Consider the following 23,469-nt stretch of genomic DNA (forward strand, 5'->3'; position numbering starts at 1 on the left):
TCCGAACTACTAAGACTTGAACTTCTAAAACCAGAAATACTAAGATCATCACTTTGAAGTTCAGACTTTAGCTGCTCTCAAACGCTCCAGCCTCTACTGGAATCTTGAAGGGTAGGTAATAGGAACAATAGATTAGCGGTTTCTCAAGTAACCCCCTGGCATGCCAGGGGGTTACTTATCGTCCATGCAAGAGCTTTGACGAACAAGCGAATGCATGTATAAAGCTGTGGGATTGAGTGCAAGATCTTCATGTTATATACGATGATCTATGAGCTATAACAATATCTTTTGTATATATTGTTAAAAAAAAACTGAAATTTTTTAGATTCTTGGTTTCGGGGGATGAATCCGTAGGAAGTGAGAGCATACAAGTGAATTTAGCACTATAAACAAGTTCATAATATACAGTTTTTTCTGTATATACGTAACGAACGCTTTTTTCATTTGAGCTAAAAATTGTTTTTTGTTATCATAACGATGTTGTATTGACAAAGCGACTGTCGTATTTCGTCAAATGTTGTCTACACTTCTGCAGAATGCAACGCCCGCCGGCACCCGAACAACTGTAAAAAGGGGGAAACATATGATGAAGATGACAAAAAAGTGGATGGTGCTTACAAGCCTGATTGCAGTGCTCGCATTGGGAGCGTGTTCTTCCAATGCAGCCACAGGTGAGGGGAATTCGCCCGTTGGAAAGCAGGTTAATTATAGAATTACAGGCACGGACCCAGGTTCTGGTCTAATGAGACTGACGGCCCAGGCCATGGAAGATTATAATTTGTCCAATTGGACCTTGATGGAAAGCTCAGCAGCAGGCATGACAGCACAGCTGGACAAAGCTTATAAGAATGAAGAGCCGATTGTCATTGTTGCCTGGTCTCCACACTGGATGTTTAACACCTATGATCTGAAATACCTGGAGGATCCGAAGCTGACTTATGGAGAGCCTGAAGAGATTCACACCATTGCACGTCTTGGACTGAAGAAGGATCACCCAGTGGCCTATGAATTTCTGGACCGCTTTAATTGGACGTCCGATGATATGGGTGAAGTAATGATAGATATCCAGAATGGGATGAGCCCAGAAGCTGCTGCAGCAAAATGGGTGGATGGACACGAACCAAAGGTCCAAGAGTGGATTGAAGGTCTGGAGCCCGTGAATGGAGACCCCTTTACCCTCAGTTATGTAGCTTGGGATTCTGAGCTTGCGAGTACCAATGTAGTTCGCTACGTGCTCGATGAGAAGCTGGGATATAAGGCAGAAGCTTTGCAGGTTGAGATCGGACCGATGTGGCTTGGTGTTGCCAATGGTGATGTGGATGCTATTGTAGCAGCCTGGCTGCCGGTGACCCATGCAGATTATTGGGATAAATACGGAGACCAGCTTGATGATCTTGGAGCCAATATGGTTGATGTAAAATCCGGTCTGGCTGTACCTGCGTATATGGGAGATGTGAATTCCATCGAAGATTTGCAGTCATAAGCAGTCTGTAACTATATCTAATATTCAGAACACCTTCAAGGGTATCTTCATGTCATAAGATGTGAAGGACCCTTGAAGGTGTTTTTGTGTTAGGAACAGTATCCCGGGATGCGAGTAGGACGTCCACCGTAGCTTTTCTAACGATATTTTGAACGCAATCTATCCATTATTTCTTGAAATCAGCGTTAATTGTCGTCTCCTTCCATTCCTCAATGCTGGCAAGCAGATTCGTAAACTTATGCGTCGCTGCCTGGTAAGCCATTTGTCCGAGTAGCAGACGAAGCGGAGGGGTGGAAGTCTCCACGATCTGGATCACTGCAGCTGCCGCCTTGGCAGGATCACCAGCTTCTTGGCCCGCCATTTGATCTTGGCTCTGTAGCATTTGTCCAACAATGGACTCTTTCAATTCCGGGATAGCTGTATCCGTCTTGACGGAGGAACGACCGCCCCAATCGGTACGGAAGCCGCTCGGCTCAATTAGAGTGACATGAATATTGAAAGGGGCGAGCTCTTGTGAGAGGGATTCCGAAACGCCCTCAACGGCATATTTGGTAGCATGATAATAACCGAGCGTCGGGAATGAGGTCAGGCCGCCAATGGAAGAAAAGTTGATAATATGCCCACTTTTTTGCGCTCGCATCTGAGGTAGCACAGCATTCGTCATGTGCATGAGTCCCCAGAAGTTAATCTCGAACATTTTGCGCGTCTCTTCTTCCACGCTCTCCTCTACAGAGCTGAAGTATCCAATCCCTGCATTGTTAACAAGAACGTCGATGCGCCCAAATTTCTCGATCGTTGCAGCTACGGCACTTTCGATCTGATCCTGCTTCGTCACGTCCAAAGGCAGAGCGAGTGTGCTGTCTTCATTCCCTGCGGTAATATCCTTAACCTGTTCGACATTCCGAGCAGTTACCACTACTTTATATCCAGAAGCAATGGCTTGCTTCGCGATGTAACGGCCAAATCCTGTTGAGCATCCTGTTATGAACCAGACTTTTGCTTGTTGAGACATCAGTTATCACTCCTTCAAGTTGATAACTACACTCTAAATCTTAAAGTGAACTTGATGTCAACACTAGCTTTCATAGATGATGTGATTGTGTCTTCTTATGCATGAGAACCTCGTAAATGGCAATCTTGCGAATGATCTTTTCCAAGTGAAATTGCGTCTGTGCTACGGATTTCTCCACTTTAACCTTATGCTCCAACAGAAAAGCCTTTCGTGCGAGCAGCGACTCATCTCCTTGGCGAATCAGCTCTGTATAAGCTTTGATATCTTCAATGGACATTCCGGTGTCCTTTAGAGCAATGACCAGTTCAAGCCATTCCAACACTTCGTCCGTATACTCTCTTCTTCCAATTGCATTGCGTGGGATATCAGGTAATATCCCCTCTTGCTCATAATAACGAAGAGTGGAAGCGCGGATGCCGGTGATCTTTTCGATCTCGCCGATACTATACATGGTTAATGCCCCTTTCTTTCTTAAAGTGTACTTTAAGTGATTGTACAATAACCTAGCCTATATCGTACTAGCAAATGTTATGAAGCGTACAGCGATTAACCTTTAGGGATGCTCCGATATTCTGTCGGAGAGCATCCCATTATTTTTTTGAACAGCCTGGAGAAGTAGTAAGGGTCCTTGATTCCTACGGAGCTTGCTACTTCTTTTACATTCCAATCGCTCAAAGCCAGCAGTTGACTAGCCCGTTGCATCTTGAGTCGCAAGTAGAACTCAATGGGCGGGACGCCGGTCTCTTTGTTGAATAGATAAATGAGGTGCTGCTTCGATAACCCCATATGCCTGGATAGCTCAGGCAGGGTGAGCGCGGCATGGACTCGATCTGTCATATAGCGGATGGCCTGGTCCAGATAACGCTCGCTCTTGCGATCCTGAAGCGAGTTCATGATGCTTAGGCCGACATGGCTAATCAGATGGCGAATGCATTGGGATACATGGATCTGATTGGTCATGGCATAGGGTCTGTCATTTAAGAGTGCATAGCATTGCTCACAATCATTGATCCATTGGGTGTGCAGATTCATGGAGAAGCTGAGCGGCTCCGAGTCCAAATTATAGATGTGGAGAAGCTCTGCTACATTTGATCCCTTCAGGTGCATCCAGTAGATCGTCCAGGGCTCTTCATGGGAGGCTCCATAGCGATGTGGAGTTCCAGCAGGAATAACGACTAGCTGTCTTGGCTTAATGTTCACCATCTTGCCTTGATTACTCTCTACCCAGCCCTTGCCCTCTACACAATACATGAGAATATGGGCGTCACAGCCTGAAGGACGTTCACGGTAATGGAACTGCGCCTGCGGAAAATATCCAATGTCACTGACGTAGAAGGTATTCGTTAATGGATTTCCATGTAGTTCACTCATGATGAACTCTGGCTGTACGAACAGCTTTTGCGCATTGAACCCATCTGGCTTTAATGTCTGCTCTGGCATGATGATCTCCTTTTTGAGAATATAATTTATTTATAGCATATAATGATCCACTTCATGCGAATATTTCATTATTAATCTAAGAATATAATCCATGAACAGCCGATTTTCGTCAATTGTATTATAGCGCTTACAGAGATATCGTAGAGATAAGATCAGGAAGGGGAGAGGTTAGCATGAGTATGAGAGAATCTTCGGAGAATGGGTCTGGCACTGTACGCGTATGGGCAGAGCAGGTCGAGATTCCGACGTATGGAGTTGGCATACCAGACAAGAATCCTATGTTTCTGGAAAAGAGAGTGTATCAGGGGAGCTCAGGGCGCGTGTATCCTCTCCCTGTCATAGATAAAATTATGGATGAGAAGGAACTCAAGTCCTATCACATGGTCATGCTTGAGAATGAATATGTTCGAATCGAGATCATGCCCGAAATCGGTGGACGGGTCTACCGTGCATTGGATAAGACGAATAACTATGATTTTGTCTATTATAATCGTGTCATCAAGCCAGCACTGGTAGGGCTTGCAGGACCCTGGATATCTGGGGGCATTGAATTCAATTGGCCTCAGCATCATCGTCCGAACACCTTCGGCCCCGTGGAGCACGCTATCACTCAGAATGAAGACGGCAGTGCTACGGTGTGGGTCAGCGAAATAGACCGGATGTATGGGACCAAGGTCACCACAGGCTTCACATTGTACCCGGGGAAGGCTTATCTCGAAATCAAGGCACAGCTGTACAACCGAACTGAAGAGCCGCAGACCTTCCTCTGGTGGGCCAACCCGGCGGTTGCCGTCAATGACCATACCCAGTCTGTGTTTCCGCCTGATGTCACTGCGGTGTTCGATCATGGCAAGCGAGATGTATCCCGCTTCCCCATCGCTACAGGAACTTATTACAAAATGGATTATTCCGAGGGTGTGGATATTTCCCGTTATAAAAATATACCTGTGCCCACGTCCTATATGGCGTACAAATCGGATTATAATTTCGTAGGCGGCTATGATCACGGCGTTCAGGCAGGTCTGCTGCATGTAGCCAATCATCATATAGCTCCAGGAAAGAAGCAGTGGACGTGGGGGCACGGCGAATTTGGCCAAGCGTGGGATCGTAATCTGACGGATGAGGATGGACCTTATATTGAGCTCATGACAGGCGTGTTTACGGACAACCAGCCGGATTTCACCTGGCTACAGCCTTATGAGGAGAAGACGTTCACACAATACTTCATGCCTTACAAGAATATCGGGGTCGTGAAAAATGCATCCATTGATGCCGCCGTGAATCTGGAGGTTGACGAGACAGTTCGCACAGCGACCGTCATGGCTTATGCCACTTCAGTATTCGAGGATGCTGTCGTTGTACTCAAAGGTCAGCAAAGAACGTATGTCCAAGATACTGTAACGATATCTCCTGAATTAACCTATAAGGTCACAGCTAACTTAGAGCCAGAGGACCAAGCTCATCACTTGCTCATCACGGTGTATGATGCACAAGGGAACGTACTCATCTCTTATCGTCCAGCGCAGCCCGACATTGAACAGGTTCCAGATGCGGCCCAGCCGCTTCCTTTACCAGAGGAATTAACAAGTACGGAGCAGCTATATCTGGCAGGATTGCATCTGGAGCAGTATCGACATGCCACATTCGAGCCTGAGCATTATTATGAAGAGGGCTTACGAAGAGATGCCTCAGACATCCGTCTCAATGTAGCTTACGGGACCTTATTGCTCCGTCGTGGCTTGTTCAAGCTGGCGGAGAAGCATTTCCGCACAGCAATCAGCTCCCTGACGTGGAGGAATCCGAATCCATATGATAGCGAAGCCTACTACCAGCTTGGGGTGGCGCTACGTATGCAGGATCGGGATGAGGAAGCCTATGCTGCGTTGTACAAGGCGGTCTGGTCTGCCGCATGTCAGGACAGTGGCTATTATGCGTTAAGTCAGATAGCGTGCAAGCGCGGAGCCTATTCGGAAGCGTTAGAGCTTGTGGAACGGGCACTGGTACGCAACACGAGGAACTATAAGTCACGACTGGTGAAGACGGCATTGCTGCGCAAGCTTGGACGCTACGCGGAAGCTATTGCGTGGGCGGAAGAGACGCTGCAGTTGGATGTTGCGGATTTCGGAGCAGCCCATGAGCAAGCTATGGCTCTAGCAGCACTGGGAAGACAGGAGGAGGCAGACGAGGCTCGTGCGCGACTTGGGCAATTCATGCGTAATGATGTACACAACTACCTCAATCTGGCCTCAGACTATATGGACAGCGGTATGCTTGGCGAAGCTATAGAGCTGTTGGAGCATATACGGACAGTACACGAGGGACATGTATACCCTATTGTGCATTATGCACTGGCTTATGCCTATGAGAAGCTGGGACGGAGGGAGGAAGCAGCAGCGCAGCTTCAGCTGGGACAGCAGGCACCTGCTGATTATTGCTTCCCAAACAGCCTGTTTGAGATGCGGTTACTGGAGTACATCATTACAGTAAATCCAGCGGACAGCAAAGCGCATTATTATCTCGGTAACCTCTATTATGACAAAAAAAGAGCGGAGAATGCGATCCATCACTGGGAGCAATCGGTTGCGCTGGATGATCGCTTCCCGACAGCCCACCGTAATCTCGCCTTGGCGTATTATAACAAAAAGCACGATGCAGCCGCAGCGCAGCGTTCACTCGAACAGGCCTTTGAATGCAATAAGAAGGATGCCCGTGTCCTGTATGAGCTGGATCAGCTGCATAAGAAGTTGGGCATGCCCGCTCAGGAGCGCATTACGAATCTAGCTCAGTATATGCCCCTCGTCGAGCAGCGGGATGATCTCTATCTGGAATATGTGACCTTGCTGAATACTCTGGACCAGCATGAGGAGGCATTGTCAGCCCTGTTGAAGCGGCAGTTCCATCCATGGGAAGGCGGAGAGGGTAAAGCTACGGGGCAGTATGTACTGGCACTGGTGGAGCTAGGCAAGCAAGCCAATCAGCAAGGTGCGCATCAGGAAGCCATTTCGCTCTTGCAGCGTGCCCTCCATTATCCTGAGAATCTGGGCGAGGGCAAGCTGGATGGTGCTCAGGAGAATAATGTGTATTACGAGCTGGGTATGGCATGGAAGGGCTTAGGCCGAGCCGATGAGGCGGCCTCCCACTGGACGATTGCCTCCCAAGGACTGGAGGAGCCAGCTAGCGCCATGTACTATAATGACCAGCCGCCAGAGATGATCTTCTACCAGGGCCTGGCCTGGCTGCAATTGGACAATGTCAAGGAAGCCAAGCGCCGCTTTAACAAGTTGATCGACTTCGCCGAAAGACATCTGTTTGACGATGTGAAGCTCGATTACTTCGCCGTGTCGCTTCCTGATTTCCTTGTATTCGAGGATGATCTGAACTTACGCAATCGGATTCACTGCCTGTTCATGCTCGGCTTGGGATTATTGGGGCTGGGGAGAACGAGTGAGGCGAAGGAGCGATTTGCAGAAGCCTTGCAGCTGAACCCTAATCACCAGGGCGCCCGAATTCATCAGGCCTTCTGTACAGAACGACCGATTATATCAGCGAATTCGAATGATTGACTAGAAACACATCATAGAACAACGGAATAGAACAGTAAAAAATATAAGGCAGGGACTCCTATTCTATTATTAGGAGCCTCTTCCTTATATTGTATTGGGGTTTAGCTGACTTTTATGAAGAAAAATCATTGATAAATCAAGCAAGCTCGGAGTCCAATAAGTAGGTAAACAGCATTAAAGGAGTAGACAAACGTTATTAAATATAGTACTTATTAAAAGAGTCATAATTAAAAAGATATAAATTGGTGAGTTGTAGCTGTATAACTGTAATCAAATTAGCTGTCGTGAGTTCATTTGCAGGAGAGGAGCAAGGATCAAGATGAAGACGGAGAAACAAAAAATGCTAGCAGGCGAGCTGTATGAAGCATGGGATACTGAGCTGACAAGGGATCGGGCCCATGTCAGGAAGCTGACGCGTATGTATAACCAGACCACCGAGGAAGACGAGGAGCTGCGCGTGGAGATGCTGAAGCAAATACTGGGCTCAACAGGGGAACACCTGTCCATGGAGCCCAATATTCGATTTGACTATGGCTACAATATTCATGTTGGAGACCATTTCTATGCCAATTTTGATTGCACCATCCTGGATGTGTGCGAGGTACGCATTGGCAATCACTGTCTATTTGGCCCTGGTGTTCATGTGTACACCGCGACCCACCCAGTGGACCCTTATGAACGAATCAAGGGGCCAGAGTACGGCAAACCCGTCACGATTGGTAATCATGTATGGGTAGGCGGACGTGCTGTTATCAATCCTGGTGTGACTATTGGCAATAACGTCGTAATCGCATCAGGAGCTGTAGTCACCAAGGATGTGCCAGATAACGTCATTGTCGGCGGCAATCCGGCGAAGGTGATTAAGGAGATTGAAGCGTAGTCTGCAATTATACGCCAGAATAGGCCATGAAGCCACCATCTACCGGAATAACGGTGCCAGTCACGAAGCCGGACGCTGTCTCATCCACCAGCCAGAGCAGGGTGCCCAGCAGATCCTCAGGCACGCCGAAGCGACGCATCGGGGTATGGGCAATAATTTTGGCTGAGCGCTCGGTAAGCGAGCCATCCTCGTTGGTCAGCAGCCTGCGATTCTGCTCGGTCAGGAAGAAGCCAGGTGCAATGGCATTGACACGTATGCCAGATTCGGCCAGATGGACAGCGAGCCATTGGGTAAAATTATTGATGGCTGCCTTGGCAGCACTGTAGGCGGGCACCTTGGTCATAGGGCTCGGTGCACTCATAGACGAAATGTTGAGGACTACGGCGCCAGGGCGGCCGATCATGCTTTTGGCAAAGATCTGGGTCGGAATCAAGGTTCCGATGAAATTCAAATCAAATACCTGGCGGAAGCCTGGTACACTGAGATCGAAGAAGGTCGTCAGATCTGTCTGGTCGAGATCTTCAAGCTGAAAGGTCTCCTTGCTCGTATTGGCACTTGGATGATTGCCTCCAGCTCCGTTGATCAGAATATCACAGGGACCGAGCAAGCGACGAACAGTCTCTTCTGCTTGCTTCATACTCTCGGGATCCGTCACATCGCAGGCTACTGCGATGGCCTCACCACCGCGCTCACGGATTTCCCTAGCGGTGATCTCTCCTTTATCGGCGGTGCGATTGAGGATGGCTATCTTGACACCTTGCCTTGCAAGCTCGCTGGCCATGGCACTGCATAGCACACCAGAGCCACCTGTGACGACAGCTACCTTGCCGGCTAGAGCTGAATGTATTGGGAGATTAGTCATGGTATATCCCTCCTGGGTTGAGTGGAAGCTAGATTCGAATCGTTGGACGGAATGATAGCGCATTCAATGTTCACGTTACCATACTACCACATAAGTGTGATGAAGGTCATATATTTTGCCGCTGTGGCTGGACAATTTTACGTCGAAAGAAATGTATCCAGCAATGGTGGATGGAACTGTGATGACAGATCGGAAGTCATAGGAGAATTAACAGAAACATAGGACGGAGAGGAAGGATAGGACAACGTGAAGAACAACAAGGCGAGGAGAACACAAGTCAGGAAAGATACGGCAGATGGGTGAGAGACAGGATGAGGGGATAATGGGAATTGTAGAGAAAGGAAAAAGCAACGGAGCTTAAGCCCGCTGCTTTCTTTACTGCGATTATGCCCACAGACCGAAATATTTCCGTGAACTGAAATAATTTACCTGTATTGAGATTATATCTCCTGCTGCTCAGGCTGTTACGATCTCGCAGATCCAGACAGCTAGCCCAAGCTCATTAACGCGCAGTCCATCCGCCATCCGCTACAATGACTTGACCATTGATGAAGCTCGAATCGTCAGAAGCGAGGAAGAGAGCGACACGAGCGATTTCCATGGGATCTGCCGTTCTTGCACGTCCTGTGTCTCCAATGGCAGCAGCCCCCAACGGGTGCGGAGCGGTAATCGTGGATTGAATGTTCGTCTGAACGCCGCCTGGGGCAATGGCATTGGCGCGAATGTTGCCGCCTTCACGACCATAGGTAGTCGCTATATTTTTGGTAAGACCAACAAGCCCATGCTTGGAAGCCACATAAGCAGCCCCTCCCCGTGCACCGAATAGACCTCCTACTGAAGCATTGTTGATAATGACCCCGCCATGCTCCTGATCCTTCATAATATTGATGGCTGCACGACACGCCTGGAATGGACCCGTGAGGTTGATCTGAAGAAGACGATCCCACAGCTCGTCCGACATGTCGCCAACAGGAGTGAAATTATCCAGGACACCTGCATTATTCACAAGGATATCTACAGAGCCGTAAGTCGATACGGCGGTCTGAATCATGTGTTCCACATCCTCCTTCTGAGCGACATTGACCACGATGCCAGTAGCTTCACAGCGTTGTGCCTTGATCTCGCTTACAACGGCATCTACATGCGGCTGATTGATGTCGGCCAGGATGACTTTAGCTCCCTCTTGTGCATACAGCGTTGCAATGGCTTTGCCCATACCAGAGCCTGCACCTGTGACAATGGCAACTTTACCTTGAAGTTTCATATGAGAGACGCTCCTTTTTGTGAGGTGTGTGGTGTCGTACTGTGCATTGATTTAATTTTTAGACACTTTCATCGTATAGGAAGGGTGGCATCGTCTTCAATTTACAAAAGATGTGTATTTGTTCAAAGTCGGACATTTGTTTATAATCTGTTCAGATTCGTCAGAAGATTATACATATGGAGAGGATTTGTCTATGAAGGAGAACAACGGGGTCATCCGCACGAAAAGAGCACTCAAGCATGCATTGGTGTCTTTACTGAGCGAGAAGGAGTTAAGAGAGATCACCATCAAGGAGATTGTAACGCGAGCTAGTTACGCGCGAGGTACCTTCTATGCCCACTATCAGTATAAGGAGGAGCTGCTGGACGAGCTGATTCAGGAGACGATTGACGGGTTCACCCAAGCCTTTGTAGAGCCATATGAGAGCAGCAGGGAGGCGTTTGATGTCAAGCAATTGACACACTCGACGGTCATTATTTTTGAATACATACAGGAAAATAAAGCGGTCTTCAGCGTATTGTTCAAAGGAAGGAACACGGGTTTTCAGGAGAGGCTGGGAGAGGCGATTCGTGAGATTTTCGACCGAGAACTTCATTTTCTATTTCCGCATATCCCTTCACATATTAATCGGGACCTCTTTATCAATAACAATGTATTTTCCGTGCTCGGCCTGATCTCGTACTGGGTGCGCTCTAATTTCATGTATTCGGCACAGTATATGACAGAGCAGATGCTTGAGATGGCCAAGGTGATACGTCCGCGTTAATCCCTCCAGAATTTCATGAATCACCAATTGAGGCTTGCCTCCGGTAGGAGCCTGGGGATTGGCCGAGGACGGACTGGAAGTCCTTAATCAGATGAGCCTGATCAAAATAACCAAGCTGTGCTGCGATGTCGGCCCACGCGATCTGCTCGTCACGCTCTAGACGCTCTGCTGCCTCCTGCAGCCTGAAACGCTTGATGACCCACTTGGGTGAGACACCGACATATTTGCGAAAAAGACGCTGGAGCTGGCGCAGGGAAAGCTGAAACTGTATGCTAAGCTGCTCTACCTTCACCAAGCTTCTGTTATCCATGATCTCTTGCACGATGCGAGCGGCTAGCTGTGCCTGAGGGTCTTGCTCGGGTAAATGTTCTAGCAAATAGGCTTCAGCGGTCTCGGCCATCTTCACCTCAGCATCAGCATCCAGCACAGGATCAGTCCATGCAGCTGCTCCTTGACCAAATATATCTGTAACGGGCACGGTCGTTCCTGTCAGCAGAGAGATATCGCGTTGCCAGAAGGGATGGAATCCTCCCGCACGAAATTTGACACCAAGCACAAGACCCAACCCATATAGCTTACGGATAAATGGACGGCTGGGAACACCATATAGTAGCCCGCGGCGACCTTCTTCATCCTGCTCGAAGGCCAGATTGACATTCGGATAGGACAGGACTGTCTGCGTGTGAATGATCCCGGCGGGCAGATTGTAACGAATAATCCAGTAATGCTCTACAAATGGCTGGAGCGCAAGATTGGGCTCAAATCGGGATAAACTGAACTTGTCCCGTCCGGCCTCGGCATGCACGATGCCGCGTGTTGATGTGCTGTCTTTTTCCTTCAAGGTGATGTCACCTCCCGATGATGTGATAGGCTCGTCGCTTTTTTACAATACGTGAAGGTCTCGGTCTATCTATAATGGAGCCTAGCAGATGGCTGAAGGCTGCGCAATATGGATGTGTCAGGGAAAGAGGAGGATACGTATATGTCGAAACAGAACCAACCAGAACCAGAGCAGCATTTGGACCAACAGCACAATCAACAGCATCAAGGAGGGCAAGCTGGGGTGAAGGGGCAGTATACCACCAACGGTAAGCCTAACAGCTATACAACTCTTACACCTTTTATTGTAGTAGACAGACCCGCTGAGGCGATTGCCTTCTATGAAGCCGTCTTTGAAGCTACAGCCAAGAGCGTAACGGAATTTGGTGAGGAAGGGAATAAAATAATTGTGCATGCAGAGCTGGATTTCGGTAATGGCTTCCTGCAGCTCGGGGCAGCTTCACCTGCCTATGGATTAGTGGAGGCACCAGGGGGTGGACAAGCTTGCTATTCAATGGGAATCTACGTCCCCGACGTTGATCATACATCTGAGTTGGCAGTAGCCCATGGGGCAACCGTACGAGAGCCCGTGGCTAGCTTTGTGTCAGGGGATCGCTTTTGCAGCATTTTGGACCCGTATGGTGTCCGCTGGTCGATCATGACTCGTGTCGAGGATCTGTCAGAGGAAGAAAGCTATCGCCGGGTAGCCGAGTGGAGTGAGCAGCAGCTATAACGTATAAAAAAGGTAGAGGGCAAGCGCCTCCTGCCTTTTTGCATTTGGATGAGAGGTCACTTCATGAGAGGTTACTTCATGAGAGGTTACTTTGTTCGTTATTGGAGATACACCTCATATAAAATCCCAAGACTTGTCAGTCTCGTTTCTTCTGCTATATGCTACAAGGGAAATGAATACATCTTATGGCGGGAGACTGACTAATTATGAGTAGCATTAGCTTCGATACATTCAAGCCAATATTATTAGATTATTGTCGCGTCAATCTGGAGCAATTCGCTGCAACAGCGGATAACAAGGAAGTATATGCGGTTGCATTGGATGTAAGTGCAGCCTACGGCTGGGTGAATCTGATGTGGAACACGTTGGATTCCTTAGACCAGGCAGTACAGAAACACTACAGCTCCTATTCACTAGATCGAATTCATGGCTTCAAGGGTGTGAAGTATAGTGTAGGTGATTTCAGCTACGATGCTTCCAATGCACCTGAGGAAATTGACGATTTTGTTGTCTGGTATGCCGATAAGTTGTCAAATCTGTATGATGATGAGGATGAAACGGATGATGCTGCGTTTGCTGCGTGTGAAGAAATGACAGGTACCTTCATTAATATGCTTGTGGAGGTCATTCAGGAGCTGCGACCGACGTTCGAATTACTGAACAAGACAGATAACTTTATCGCCTATATAGTGGAGCATGACGAGCATCACATGGCCTATATGCGCCGAACTGTGTCAGAGGAAGATTACTATAAGGCATTTCCGGAAATCCGGGAATTTGAATTGTATAAGGTGAACATCAGTGAATGGCCTGAAGCAAAACAAGTGGAGCATTGGTGCAGTCTGTTGAAGGATATCCTGCTGAAGCAATCAAGCGAGGAAGCGACGATATTTCAAGCCATGTACCGGGATGAGTTCGATGTTGAGCGCGAACTGATTCAGCTTGGCGCTCCAGCAGCTGGTGAGATCGTTAATCTCTACCAGAAACTTTGCGGGTACACGCCGACAGAAGACGGCTCGATCTTGCAGGGGGATAGCTGGACATGTCTTAGTATCCTCATTGATATTGGCGAAGCGGATGAGATGGTCATAACTCAATTGTACAGGGTCCTGAGCCATAAATATGAAGTGGACAAGGCATACCAGGAATGCATTAATATCGCCAGAACACTTCATGCGCTGGATGCCACTCGTTTCCCTGAGGAGGAGCATGATGAGAACAGGACGAGATTAACCAATTTCGATAGCTATAAGCTCTAATGGAATGTGTTATTACATGGTCGAGTGTCAATCTAGTTATGATGCTATGAACAGTGAATTAGGTGGAGAGCCACAGCCAAGAAAGGACTGGGATGACATGTTGGTGCAAAGTGTATCCGTACAGGGAAGCAGCACATGGAATGAGGATGCCCTCATTCATAATGAAGCACTTCATATCTATGGTGTAGCAGACGGAGCAACGTCTTTGGTTCCTTATCACGGGCCGCAGGGTGAGACTGGAGGGCGAATGGCTTCACAGCTGCTGAAGCGGTATTTTGGTCAACTGACTGCTGGGGATGAACGCAATCTGCTTCAAATGACCTGTGAAGCGAATCGGCTGCTCGGAGCGGAGATGCAGGCTGCTGATGTCCCATTGGAGACCAAGGAGCAGCTATGGACCACTGGTGTAGCGGCTGTAAGGGTCACTGAGCATACGGTGGAGTACGTCCAGTCTGGTGATTGCATGATCCTCGCACTCTATGAGGATGATCGTGTACGAGTCTTGACCCGAGATCATGTGGCCCATATGGATGAAGGAGCTAAGCAGCTCTGGAGGGAGGCTATACGTGAAGGAGTTCGCACACGGGAGGAGCTGTGGGAGCGCGTCAGACATCGCATGACAGGTAACAGAGCGATCATGAATACCCGTGATGGATATGCGGTACTTAATGGGCGGCCTGAGGCTGAGCACTTCATGGAATATGGCATCATCAACCGTATCCGCCTCAAGGGTCTGCTGCTGCACACCGATGGGCTGTATGTGCCATCCAGCTTCAATTCAGGAGATGATTCACAGACCACTGTCGAGGCTGGAGCTGAGAAGCCGGATGTAGGAGAAGAGACCTTACTGAGGCAGATGATCGAGAAGGGGTTGGAGGCGTATACGCACTGGCTGGTGGCAGAGGAGCAGCGTGATCCGGAATGTGTACGTTATCCGCGGTTCAAGATGAGTGATGACAAGACTGCGATGTGGCTTGATTTTACCTAGACTGGAACGACAGGACGAAAGAACGACAGGAATAACTGGAATGACAAGAATGACAAGAATCACAAGAATCACAAGAATACAAGAATCACAGAAGGATAACATTATAGAAATATGACGATATAGAATAGAATGAAATAGCAAATATTAAAATGCATAAAATGATAGATTAAGCACCTCAGCTATAACACTGTAGCCAGAGTGTCGTAATACAAGATAACGTTAGCATGAGCGCATGACCGAACGCCGCCTTTCTCCCCGTGGAGAAGGAGCGGTGTTTTTTGCCTTGACGGATTGTCAAGCCAAGTGCGACAGTTCCTCTGAAAAGGATTCGTGAGCGGTCCTCCAGTCCAGACATTTACGTGGTCTTTGGTTGATCAAGTGCAGAGCGTTTTCCAGAGCTTCATCCGTGATTTGCGCGAAATCGGTCCCCTTGGGGAAAAACTCTCGCAAGAGGCCGTTGGCATTCTCATTCGAGCCGCGTTGCCAGGAGGAATACGGATCTGCGAAATACACCTGTACGCCATGAGTAGCTTCCAAGCTGGCGTAACAGGCAAACTCCTTGCCACGGTCTGCGGTAGCGGTTTGAAATGCATGGGTAGGATACTGTGAGGCCGCTACACCAAAGGCAATCTCCATGGACAACGCGGTACGGTCTGGCATCCGAATGGCGGTGTACAAGCGGGTTTTGCGTTCGATAAACGTGGCCAAGCAGCCCTTGCTTTTCCCACGGCCTGAGACGACTGTATCGAGCTCCCAATGGCCGAAGGTCTCCCGGGAACGAACCACTTTCGGACGCTGAGAGATGGCCTTACCCACAGCGAACTTGCCGCGTGTCTCTGCAGGTCTCTGCCGTTTACCTTTGTGCCGTAAAACCGTAAGCACGCCTTTTACCAAACGGCCTGTATACAGCCAGCGATAGATCGTTTTAAAACATACCATCGCTTGACCCTCCTGACGCAATCGCTCTACGGTTTGCTCCGGAGACCAGGTCGCCTGAAGCTTTTCTTCGATGCGACTCGCCAGTTCTAGATTCCACTTACCTCCGGAAACTGACGCCTTACGGCGCTGGACATAGCCCTCTTGCGAGTTCTCCGCGCAGTACGGGTGTTCTGCTGCATTTCGGCGGAGTTCACGGCCAATGGTGGCATGATGTCTGCCAAGTTCCTTGGCAATCGCTCTGGTACTTTTCCCCTGCTGGTGGAGGATTTCTAGCTTGCTTCGCTCGATTATGCTAAGATGTGTGTAGCTCATGGTGGATTCTCCTTGTGTGAATGTGGTGTAGGAACCTTCATTCTACACGAATCCGGCCATGGGCTCTTTGGTATATTTATTTCCAGTAGGTGTCGCACTTCATATTACAATCCGTCCCTTGATTCAAGGTGGTGTACAGTGCTGTTATAATAGATAGAGTATCAAGTACAGACGCGGTAAGTCAGCTAGATAACCGGGAGAGGATAGAGATGCAATTACGTAGAGTGAAAATATTAGGTACAGGGAAGTACCTCCCTAGTCGTAAGGTAACCGATGAAGAGCTTGATGAGCGCCTTGGCGTGCCTGCTGGCTGGGTGCATAAAATAACAGGCGTCGGTGTTCGGCATTATGTGGGCGAAGGAGAGACCGCTTCTTATATGGGAGCCAGAGCGGCGGAGGCTGCCCTTGTGAATGCAGGGCTCCAGTTCTCAGATATCGACTGTCTGGTGTGTACGAGCGGTACGAAGGAGCAGCCGTTACCCTCCACTGCGGTATGGATTCAGAAAGCGATGGGGCAGGAGATGTCAGGGGTTCCTGCTTTTGATATAGATGCCACCTGTCTGAGTTTTCTGACAGGATTGGATGTGCTGTCTTACATGGTCGATGCGGGACGTTATCGGCATGTATTGCTCGTAGCGACAGAGGTTGCCTCGGTAGGATTGAACTGGAAAGACAAGGAGAGCGCTGCTTTGTTTGGCGATGGAGCTGCAGCCGTTGTGATCGGACCGTCCCATACGAATGATGCGTCGCAGATTATCTACACTTCTCTGCGCACCTATAGTCAAGGGGCTCATTATTCGGAAATACCAGGTGGAGGAACGAAGTATCATCCTGATCTGCCGCATATACCTGTCGAAGAGCCGTTCAGATTCCATATGGACGGGCAAGGAATATTCCGTATGGCTTCCAGACTGCTGCCTGAATTCATGGAAGAGCTGTTCACCCGTTCAGGAACGAAGATGAAGGACTTCAAGGTGGTCATTCCCCATCAGGGTAGTGCGATGGCGATGCGTTTACTGTGCAGGAAGCTGGGGATCACGCAGGAGCAACTGATGAACATTACGCCGAATCACGGGAATACGATAGCTTCCTCCATTCCCATGGGACTGCATGAAGCTATTCAACAAGGACGTATTCAGCGCGGGGAGCGCATGCTGCTTATCGGTACGGCAGCAGGGCTGTCGCTGGGAGGCATGGTCCTTGATTATTAAGGAGGCTGCTGGTCTACCACCGCTTGCGGGACGGCTGAACATACTCATCACTGGTGGCAGAGCACCTGTCGCGCTGGAGCTTGTTAGACAGCTTCATTGTGCAGGTCATCAGGTGTATGCGGCGGACAGCATATCACGTTATTTGTGCCGGGCCTCCAGTGCAGTGAAGGAAGCTGCAGTCCTGCCGCCACCACGACAGCAGCCACAGGCTTTTGTGGAAGCGCTGGAAAGCCTGCTTGTAAGGTGGCAGATTGATCTGCTGATTCCGACCTGTGAGGAGATATTCCATATTGCTCGCGAACGGGAGCGACTGCAGCGTCATTGCCGAGTGCTGGCACCAGAGTTGGACCTACTGCATCAGCTACATCATAAGGGAGAATTCATCCGCTTAGCAGAGCAGCTCGGGCTTCAGGTGCCAGATACGGAGATTATTGCAAGCGTGGAAGCGTGGCGAAGTGCAGAAGCACTCGGCATAGGATCAGGACTTGTGTTCAAGCCGGCTTATTCCAGGTTCGCGTCACGGGTTATTTTGCCGTCTTCTGCTGGAGCGCCGCGGAAGAGACAATCTGCCGATCGAGTGCTGCGCGAGGCCGCCTGGGCGCAGATAAGTCCATCCAATCCATGGATTGCTCAGGAGTACATACAGGGAACAGCCTGGTGTACATACAGTGTAGCTTATGAGGGGAGCATCGTGGCCCACGCCAATTATGAATGCCGCTATCGCACAGGCGATGCAGGTGCCAGCGTGCATTTCCAGCAGGCAGAGCAGCCAGAGGCGTATGCATGGGTACAGCAGTTCGTCGCGGCTGTTGGTTATTCGGGTCAGATCAGCTTTGATTTCATACAAGCAGAGGATGGGACACTATACCCGCTGGAGTGCAATCCACGTGCCACAAGCGGCACTCATCTGTTCACAGCGAAGGACGGATTAGCTGTTGCATTGACAGACCCGGATTGGCTGCTGGAGGCCGGGCGCTCCGTGACACCAACTCCGGGGGCTGCAGCGATGATCAGTCTGGCCATGCTGGGGTGTGGGCTCAAGGAGAATCGGAGCAGACAGGATTGGCGCACATGGATAACAGCGCTGCGCGGAGCACGCGACGTCATCTGGCACCGAGAAGACAGGGGGCCTGCTGTCGAGCAGCTATATATGGTATATCAAGCCTGGCGCCTGAGCAGACGGCTGGGCATCACGGTGACCGAGTCGTTGACTCAGGATATCGAATGGAACGGAGAGACATGATGACAAGAGCATTAGTAACAGGAGCCACCGGATTTCTCGGTCGCCATGCCGCCCGTCGCCTGGTTCAGCTAGGCTGGGAGGTCAGTGGCATGGGGCGGTCGAGCACTGCTGGCAAGCTACTGGAGCAGGAAGGCGTCCGCTTCGTACAGACAGATCTGCGTGATGCTGTTGGCGTTGCAGAGGCGTGTGCAGGTCAGGATTATGTATTTCATTGCGGTGCATTATCAGCTCCATGGGGGGCTTACGATGAGTTCTATGGCAGCAATGTAGAAGGTACTCGTCATATCATTGCTGGTTGTCAGAGACACGGCACTAAGCGTCTCATACATATTTCAACCCCAAGCATTTATTTCGATTATAAGCCACGGCGTATGATTCGGGAATCCGAGCCCCTTCCCCTGCGTCCTGCCAATACCTACGCAGCTACGAAGCTGCTGGCAGAGCAAGAGGTGCTCCGGGCCTGCCAGGAGGGCTTACCTGCGTTGATTCTGCGTCCACGTGCCATCTTCGGACCAGAGGATCAGACTTTGTTCCCGAGATTACTGGAAGCGAATCGGAAGAGCGGCGTACCGATGCTGAATGGTGGACAAGCAATGATTGATCTTACTTATGTGGACAATGTAGTGGATGCCATGCTGCTTGGATGCAGCGCTGCACCGGAAGCTATGGGCCAGGCCTATAACATCTCGAATGGAGAGCCGTTCGGCTTCCGTGAGCTGCTGCACAAGCTGTTCGTCATGCTGGAGATTCCCTTGCGGACCCGCTCGATTCCCTATCCGGTAGCACACGGACTGGCAGGAGCATTGGAGCTGGCCTATCGAGTGCTGCCACTACAGGGGGAGCCTCCGCTAACCCGGTATACGGTCGGCTCGGTAGGGATGACGCAGACGCTGGATATATCACTCGCTCGGAAGCGGCTGGGCTACGTGCCTAGCGTGGGGATCGAAGAAGGGCTGAGACGATTTGCTGATTGGTGGGTGAACCAATCATGATGACATCAAAACCGATCAAGCTTATGATCCGGGCGGCAGGCTACTGTACACATCCTGAGTGGCTGACGCTGCGCGGCGGGTCACTTCGTTCGGTGGCTTTTCCGGCTGGCTTCGCCTGCATTCTTCATCCTGAGCACGGCCCTGTACTATTCGATACGGGCTATAGTCAGCGCTTTTTCGAGGAGACGGCTCACCTGCCGAGCGCACTGTATCGGTACATTACGCCAGTAATTTATCAGGATAAGGATAGTGCCGCCAGCCAGCTAAGGGCAGCGGGTATTGCGCCAGATGATGTGAGATATATTGTTCTGTCTCATTTTCATGGGGACCATATCGGGGGACTTCTGGATTTTCCCAATGCACGCTACATTTATCTGGATAAAGCATATCATGCGGTCAAGCATCTAGGGCCGCTAGCGAGTGTGCGGGCAGGCTTTCTGCCGGGGCTGCTGCCTGAGGATTTCGCAGAGCGCTCACTGCCGATCAGGGAGAAGGACATCGTACAGCCGTTCAATGCAGGGAAGGATTCTGCCTTTCCTTGTATGGAAGGCTATGATCTATTCGGTGATGGCAGTCTGCTGGCCATTGAGCTATCTGGTCACGCTGCTGGGATGATCGGCCTGCTCGTATCCACGGCAACAGACGATTATCTGCTGTGCGCGGATGCTGTCTGGTCAAGCCGGGCTTATCTTGAGGATCGCCTCCCACATCCGGCTGCTGGCCTCATCATGTCTGATCGACAACAATACAAGCAGAGCTATGACCTGCTACGGCAGCTGCATAAGGAGGTTCCGACACTGCGTATTGTGCCAAGTCACTGTCGTGAAGTACTTGCAGCATGGGGGAGAGGGGTGCTGGAGTGAAGCTGCATCTGGTCTTGTATTATTATATTCGTACTTTGTATTATCAATGGCGCTTCTGGCAGTCTCCGTCCCAGCAACGCCATGCTGCATCACAATCAGTGGATATACGTAGACAAAGTGCTCGCCGTAGGCTTGAAGCGTGGCAGGAGAGACAGATTATCCGTCATGTGCATCGTGTGCGGCAGGCCTCGTCTTTTTATCGCAAGCTATGGGAAGGGACAGCTTCTGAAGATTGGCGCAGCTTCCCCATAATCGACAAGCAAAGGATGATGGAGCACTTTGACGAGCTGAACACCGTTGGGCTCAGCCGTGATCAAGCCTTCAAGATGGCCTCACAGGCGGAGCAGACACGTGATTTCAAGCCGCTGCTGAATGGCGTAACGGTAGGTCTGTCGTCTGGTACCTCAGGCAACCGTGGTCTGTTCATCGTGAGCGATCGCGAGCAGGCAGCCTGGAGTGGAACGGTGCTGGCAAAGCTACTTCCGGGAAGCCTGCTGCAGGAAGAGAAGATTGCTTTCTTCCTCCGGGCCAACAGCAACCTATATGAGTCGGTGAAGCGGGGACGGCTGCGGTTCGAATATTTCGATCTGCTGGAGCCTCTGGAGAAGCTGGTGCAGCGGATGGAGGACTATCGACCAGGGATCTGGATTGCTCCTGCATCCATGCTGCGCCTTCTGGCTGAGGCCTGCGTGGCAGGCAGTCTTACAGCACGTCCTCGCAAGCTGATCTCTGTAGCAGAAGTGCTCGACCCGCTGGATCGCCGCTACATTGAGGAAGCCTTCGGACAGACGGTGCACCAAGCATACCAATGTACGGAGGGATTCCTTGGGACAACCTGTGAGCATGGCACGATTCATTTGAATGAAGATATTGTTCATATCGAAAAAGAATACCTTGACCCGGATACGCGCCGCTTTGTGCCGATTATTACGGATTTCTCGCGTACATCCCAGCCCATTGTTCGCTATCGTCTGAACGATATTCTGACAGAGGCGACAGCTCCCTGTTCTTGCGGCTCGGTATTCACTGCCATTGAGCGGATTGAAGGCCGCTGTGATGATATTATCTATCTGCCGCATGTGGAGCACCGTGAGCCAGTTGCCGTGTTCCCTGATTTTGTGAGTCGTGCCATGATCACGTCATCCTCGAACATTGAGCACTACCGGGTTGTGCAGACGGGACCGCTTCAGCTGGAGATTTCCTTTTTATACGCAGATTCCTCTGCCACTATGGGGCAAGTGCTTCAAGAAAATGAGGAACTACAAAATAATGAGGAGCTACAAAATGTGGGTCATCAGAAGGATGTGAAGTCACAGAAGGGTATGGAGCTTCAGGATGATACGGACCCTCAGAAGGATGGGCAGGTACAAAAAGATGGGCAGTTACAGGACGCTGTGGAACTACAGAGTGGTGTTCAGTTACAGCATGATGTAGTGCTAAAGAGCAATGTGGAACTACAGAGCAGTATTCTTTCACAAGAGCGAGCCATGGTGCAGAATCAGATTACTGAACAAATTACAGCCCTGTGCGGGAAAATTGGTTGTCTGGTGCCTGAGCTTCGTTTCGTAACCTATGAGCACAATTCTGGAGCGCTGAAGCTAAGACGAGTAGAGAGGAGATGGAGGCCATGAGCAACAGCGCATCAATCGTCTTCTACGATGAATCGAATATTCAGGACCTGAGCTGGCCAGAGACAGCGTATGGGCACGATGCCAAAACCTATCTCCTGCCGCTACTGCTCGCCCCGTCAATCCAGCTGTATGTTCACAATGTGCGCACTCGTCTGCTTATGGCTACGGTAGACGGTATTCCCATCCCGGTGACCATCAACGAGACGGAGTATGACAATTCCTATGTCTGCTCGCCATACACTCATTTTGTGACCTATGCGCGAGAAGAGCTTGCTTTGCTCCATAATCGGCCTGCTGAGGCTATATTGGGCTGCTTGCTTAGTGGCATCGGTCTGCTGCTGCGGAAGGCTCACTTTAATCAGGTGGTACAGGTGAATAACTGGCTGCTATCTACGAACGTGCTTCCCGCCATCAGCCCCGCAGGGCTGGAAGCACTCATGACTGAACTGCAGAAACGTTATCCAGAACATGCTATCGTGTGCCGATCGTTGAATGACGTTACTAGTGGCACTTATTTGGAGACGGTACGCAAGTATGGGTGCAAGCTGATCCCCAGCCGTCAGATTTATCTGCTGCAAGCAGCCTCGAAGTCAGCAGGTCCATCCATAAATGCGAAGGCCAGATGGCTTGTGAAGCGGGATCGTGGACTTATCGACAAGCATGGCTACACTGTCGCAGGGCCGCAGGACATGCGCCTTGTGGATGCGCCCCGTATTAAGGAATTATACGACATGCTGTATATTCATAAATATTCGCCATGTAACCCGCAGTTCACGGAGCTGTTCATCCAGACGGCTATCCAATCAGGGACACTGGAGCTGCATGGGCTGCGCAAGGATGGCTGTCTAGACGCCATACTTGGCTTTTTTGTCAGAGATGGGATCATGACTGCGCCGCTCTTTGGCTATGATACGAAGCTATCGCAGCAGACGGGACTGTATCGGATGCTGTCTGCGGTGCTGATCGGGATTGCGGACGAGAGGGGATTGCTGCTACATGAGAGCTCGGGTGTCGGACAGTTCAAGCGTAATCGCGGAGCTGTAGCTGAGCTGGAGGTCATGGCCGTCTATGACAAGCATCTGTCTCTTGGTACTCGGATGTGCTGGTCCATGCTGGAGAAGCTGCTTTATCGGATTGGAGTGCCGATCATTCAGCGCCTGAAGCTATGACCTTGAGCGAGTGTACGCTGAGTGCCTGCACATCATCTAA

At 50.1% G+C, this 23,469-nt stretch carries 20 protein-coding genes; 13 read left to right on the top strand and 7 right to left on the bottom strand.

What is annotated here, in order from left to right; translation table 11 throughout:
• The first annotated feature begins 586 nt into the window (after window positions 1-586).
• Complete coding sequence (locus MKX74_RS08415) at window positions 587-1,483, top strand: glycine betaine ABC transporter substrate-binding protein (protein WP_341180541.1); 897 nt, start codon at window positions 587-589, stop codon at window positions 1,481-1,483.
• A gap of 166 nt (window positions 1,484-1,649) precedes the next feature.
• Here the strand turns inward: MKX74_RS08415 and MKX74_RS08420 are convergent, their stop codons facing one another.
• The 3 genes from MKX74_RS08420 to MKX74_RS08430 all read right to left on the bottom strand — a co-directional run bounded on the left by MKX74_RS08420 (window position 1,650) and on the right by MKX74_RS08430 (window position 3,935).
• Window positions 1,650-2,495, bottom strand: a complete 846-nt coding sequence (locus MKX74_RS08420) for an oxidoreductase (RefSeq protein WP_341178060.1) — start codon at window positions 2,493-2,495, stop codon at window positions 1,650-1,652.
• Window positions 2,496-2,565: 70 nt separating this feature from the next.
• Entirely contained in the window at window positions 2,566-2,946 is a 381-nt protein-coding gene (locus MKX74_RS08425; protein ID WP_018885813.1) for a MerR family transcriptional regulator, read from the bottom strand.
• A 95-nt stretch (window positions 2,947-3,041) separates the two neighbouring features.
• The gene (locus MKX74_RS08430) at window positions 3,042-3,935 is read right to left on the bottom strand and encodes an AraC family transcriptional regulator (protein ID WP_341178061.1); all 894 of its coding nucleotides are present in this window, start codon (window positions 3,933-3,935) and stop codon (window positions 3,042-3,044) included.
• A 173-nt stretch (window positions 3,936-4,108) separates the two neighbouring features.
• Here MKX74_RS08430 and MKX74_RS08435 point away from each other — a divergent pair, with 173 nt between their 5' ends.
• The gene (locus tag MKX74_RS08435) at window positions 4,109-7,498 is read left to right on the top strand and encodes a DUF5107 domain-containing protein (protein ID WP_341178062.1); all 3,390 of its coding nucleotides are present in this window, start codon (window positions 4,109-4,111) and stop codon (window positions 7,496-7,498) included.
• A 319-nt stretch (window positions 7,499-7,817) separates the two neighbouring features.
• Window positions 7,818-8,378: a sugar O-acetyltransferase gene (locus MKX74_RS08440; protein ID WP_341178063.1), complete on the top strand. Its 561-nt coding sequence runs from the start codon at window positions 7,818-7,820 to the stop codon at window positions 8,376-8,378.
• Between the two features lie 7 nt (window positions 8,379-8,385).
• Here the strand turns inward: MKX74_RS08440 and MKX74_RS08445 are convergent, their stop codons facing one another.
• Both MKX74_RS08445 and MKX74_RS08450 read right to left on the bottom strand, forming a co-directional pair.
• Entirely contained in the window at window positions 8,386-9,240 is an 855-nt protein-coding gene (locus MKX74_RS08445; protein ID WP_028592222.1) for an SDR family oxidoreductase, read from the bottom strand.
• A gap of 502 nt (window positions 9,241-9,742) precedes the next feature.
• Entirely contained in the window at window positions 9,743-10,504 is a 762-nt protein-coding gene (locus tag MKX74_RS08450) for a glucose 1-dehydrogenase (protein WP_341178064.1), read from the bottom strand.
• Window positions 10,505-10,697: 193 nt separating this feature from the next.
• Here MKX74_RS08450 and MKX74_RS08455 point away from each other — a divergent pair, with 193 nt between their 5' ends.
• Window positions 10,698-11,270: a TetR/AcrR family transcriptional regulator C-terminal domain-containing protein gene (locus MKX74_RS08455; protein WP_133568127.1), complete on the top strand. Its 573-nt coding sequence runs from the start codon at window positions 10,698-10,700 to the stop codon at window positions 11,268-11,270.
• 13 nt (window positions 11,271-11,283) lie between these two features.
• On the opposite strand, the gene MKX74_RS08460 is transcribed toward MKX74_RS08455, so the two are convergent.
• Window positions 11,284-12,111, bottom strand: a complete 828-nt coding sequence (locus MKX74_RS08460) for a helix-turn-helix domain-containing protein (protein WP_341178065.1) — start codon at window positions 12,109-12,111, stop codon at window positions 11,284-11,286.
• Between the two features lie 141 nt (window positions 12,112-12,252).
• On the opposite strand from MKX74_RS08460, the gene MKX74_RS08465 reads away from it, so the two are divergent.
• The 3 genes from MKX74_RS08465 to MKX74_RS08475 all read left to right on the top strand — a co-directional run bounded on the left by MKX74_RS08465 (window position 12,253) and on the right by MKX74_RS08475 (window position 15,069).
• Window positions 12,253-12,822: a VOC family protein gene (locus MKX74_RS08465; protein WP_341178066.1), complete on the top strand. Its 570-nt coding sequence runs from the start codon at window positions 12,253-12,255 to the stop codon at window positions 12,820-12,822.
• A 206-nt stretch (window positions 12,823-13,028) separates the two neighbouring features.
• Window positions 13,029-14,081 carry a DUF4303 domain-containing protein gene (locus tag MKX74_RS08470; protein WP_341178067.1) on the top strand — a complete coding sequence of 351 codons (1,053 nt, stop codon included), beginning with the start codon at window positions 13,029-13,031 and terminating at the stop codon, window positions 14,079-14,081.
• Between the two features lie 46 nt (window positions 14,082-14,127).
• Complete coding sequence (locus MKX74_RS08475; RefSeq protein ID WP_341178068.1) at window positions 14,128-15,069, top strand: protein phosphatase 2C domain-containing protein; 942 nt, start codon at window positions 14,128-14,130, stop codon at window positions 15,067-15,069.
• A 294-nt stretch (window positions 15,070-15,363) separates the two neighbouring features.
• Here the strand turns inward: MKX74_RS08475 and MKX74_RS08480 are convergent, their stop codons facing one another.
• The gene (locus tag MKX74_RS08480) at window positions 15,364-16,320 is read right to left on the bottom strand and encodes an IS30 family transposase (protein ID WP_028591466.1); all 957 of its coding nucleotides are present in this window, start codon (window positions 16,318-16,320) and stop codon (window positions 15,364-15,366) included.
• Window positions 16,321-16,529: 209 nt separating this feature from the next.
• Between MKX74_RS08480 and MKX74_RS08485 the strand changes: the two genes are divergently transcribed.
• The 6 genes from MKX74_RS08485 to MKX74_RS08510 are packed head-to-tail and all read left to right on the top strand — an operon-like array spanning window position 16,530 to window position 23,429.
• Entirely contained in the window at window positions 16,530-17,531 is a 1,002-nt protein-coding gene (locus MKX74_RS08485; RefSeq protein WP_341178069.1) for a beta-ketoacyl-ACP synthase III, read from the top strand.
• Window positions 17,521-18,774 carry an ATP-grasp domain-containing protein gene (locus MKX74_RS08490; RefSeq protein WP_341178070.1) on the top strand — a complete coding sequence of 418 codons (1,254 nt, stop codon included), beginning with the start codon at window positions 17,521-17,523 and terminating at the stop codon, window positions 18,772-18,774. Before MKX74_RS08485 ends, MKX74_RS08490 begins: the two co-directional genes overlap by 11 nt.
• Window positions 18,774-19,766, top strand: coding sequence for an NAD-dependent epimerase/dehydratase family protein (locus MKX74_RS08495; protein WP_341178071.1), 993 nt, complete (start codon window positions 18,774-18,776; stop codon window positions 19,764-19,766). Before MKX74_RS08490 ends, MKX74_RS08495 begins: the two co-directional genes overlap by 1 nt.
• Entirely contained in the window at window positions 19,763-20,629 is an 867-nt protein-coding gene (locus MKX74_RS08500) for an MBL fold metallo-hydrolase (protein WP_341178072.1), read from the top strand. The genes MKX74_RS08495 and MKX74_RS08500 overlap by 4 nt, the downstream gene beginning before the upstream one ends.
• A complete protein-coding gene (locus MKX74_RS08505) occupies window positions 20,626-22,260 on the top strand; it encodes a F390 synthetase-related protein (RefSeq protein ID WP_341178073.1) in 1,635 nt (544 codons plus the stop codon). The genes MKX74_RS08500 and MKX74_RS08505 overlap by 4 nt, the downstream gene beginning before the upstream one ends.
• The gene (locus tag MKX74_RS08510; protein ID WP_341178074.1) at window positions 22,257-23,429 is read left to right on the top strand and encodes a GNAT family N-acetyltransferase; all 1,173 of its coding nucleotides are present in this window, start codon (window positions 22,257-22,259) and stop codon (window positions 23,427-23,429) included. The genes MKX74_RS08505 and MKX74_RS08510 overlap by 4 nt, the downstream gene beginning before the upstream one ends.
• The last annotated feature ends 40 nt before the right edge of the window (window positions 23,430-23,469 follow it).

This window comes from Paenibacillus sp. FSL K6-1230 (genome assembly GCF_038002385.1).
GTDB classification, from domain to species: domain Bacteria; phylum Bacillota; class Bacilli; order Paenibacillales; family Paenibacillaceae; genus Paenibacillus; species Paenibacillus massiliensis.